This is a genomic window from Shewanella sp. 11B5, assembly GCF_002836795.1.
In the GTDB taxonomy this organism is placed as follows: domain Bacteria; phylum Pseudomonadota; class Gammaproteobacteria; order Enterobacterales; family Shewanellaceae; genus Shewanella; species Shewanella frigidimarina.
The window spans coordinates 1-1,829 of record NZ_PJAP01000758.1 but is presented as its reverse complement, the minus strand read 5'-3'; the positions used below and the strand labels follow the sequence as shown (position 1 = coordinate 1,829).

Genomic DNA, 1,829 nt, shown 5'->3' with positions numbered 1-1,829 from the left:
ATACCCAGCCCAACTTGCAACGATAAGCAGCAGTAATAACGCTTTGTTTCGAGAAAGAGTGAGACAGAAATAGATTAAAAACGGAGTGATTACTAAGGCAAAATGTGACGGTTCGAGAAACAAAAATGTTGGTTTGGCAAGCCCTGTACTAAAAAAGTCTATTTTTGTTAAACTAATTAATCCATTTAATAACAATAAGATGCCACAAATATTAACTACATAATAAAAGTGTTTAGCATTTGAGTTATTTTTTAAGTATAAAGCGGCTAAAAAAGCAGATAACACAACGATAAATAAACAGGCAAAGCTGAAAATAAATCGTTTAGCATCCACTTCTACTAGCATTGGTAATTGATGATTTACAAAGAATAAGTGCACAAAAATAAAGAAACAACATGACACTATAATGAGTAAAGCAAAAATAACGCTTTGATCGAGCTTTACTGTTCGGTTTAAATAAAAATGAATACATAAGAAAAATGAAATACACAAAGAGGCAACTACTATCCCTAGTGTAAAAGATGATTGTCCTAATAAAATCATCGTTAAAGAAGGGAAAAATAATATCATTGATGCCGCGAAGAACATCAATAATGTTTGCGGAGTATTACGATTACATTTTGAAACCATCCGCCATCCCTTTTTTTATCGCCTGACTAATTTCAGGGGTGGCTGATAAAAGTCTAATACAACGTGTAGATACAGTGTAAAGCAAACTAATGTATTTTCTTATGCCACTAATGTTTTTACGAATAAAGTAAATTCTATTTCGAGCTAGATGATAGGCTCCAAAGTAGGATAAATCTCCACCGGTTGAGCTACCCACTTTATGGTAGATAACCACATTTGGCAGTAGTTCAACTTTGTATCCTGCTTGATTACAACGAAACAAAAAATCAGTGTCGTCGTAGTATGCAAAGTACTTTTCATCCATACGCCCTACTTTACGAAGCAATGCAGCAGTAACCATTAAAAAACAGGTGGGTGCGTAGTCGAACGATGCACGTTGTATGCTATTAGGAATATATTCATCATCGATACAGTGATGAGGAGCAACTGCTTTAATGGTGTCAATGTATCCGCCAGCGTACCAGATTTTTTTTGCCGGATAATTGAGGATAACAGGGCTACACATATTAAGTTCATCTGAGTTCATGCTATCGACCAAACTGGACAGCACTTTTTCATCTTTAAAAATCAGATCATTGTTAATAAATAATACCAGGTCACAATTGTCACTTAATGCGGCATCAATGCCCTGATTATTACCAGCTGCGACCCCGACGTTATCGCCTTTGTTATCAATAAAGGTAACAGGAATTTGAAAACGTTCAGCGAGCTCACGAGATTTGGCTAAAGGTTCAGGAATAGTACTATTGTCAATAATATAAATCTGATAGTTTTGATAATTCTGGCAGGACAAGCTAACAAAAAAGTCGTCTAATACGTCTGGCGAGTTAAATAAAACAGTGACTAGACCCAGTTTTTTATGTTGATTCATGGTTAACTTTTTTCCAAGACTGGCTTTCATGACAATAACGTTTGATTATTCTGGCAGGAGCACCTGCGACTACACAGTAATCTGGTACATCTTTTGTGACGACAGAGTTTGCTGCAACGACTGAATTTTTACCGATACTAGCACCAATAATGCATACATTCTCACCAATCCAAGCTCCAGATTTAATAAGCACATCACGATGGTATTTAACAGGTTGATGGATTATCGGTAATGATATTGATTCGAAGTCGTGCAAATTATCTGAAATATAAACTTTATCAGCAACTAAAACGGCATCTTCAATTATGACTTTTCTTACAGAAACAAT

The 1,829-nt window shown here is 35.5% G+C and carries 3 protein-coding genes; all 3 read right to left on the bottom strand.

What is annotated here, in order from left to right:
• A partial coding sequence (locus tag CXF78_RS16160; protein WP_145991507.1) for a hypothetical protein occupies nt 1–630 on the bottom strand: 630 nt, incomplete at its 3' end.
• A complete protein-coding gene (locus CXF78_RS16155) occupies nt 614–1,501 on the bottom strand; it encodes a glycosyltransferase family 2 protein (RefSeq protein WP_102037359.1) in 888 nt (295 codons plus the stop codon). The genes CXF78_RS16155 and CXF78_RS16160, both read right to left, overlap by 17 nt.
• Nucleotides 1,488–1,829: acyltransferase (locus tag CXF78_RS16150; protein WP_145991506.1), on the bottom strand; the 342-nt coding region annotated here is incomplete at its 5' end. The genes CXF78_RS16150 and CXF78_RS16155, both read right to left, overlap by 14 nt.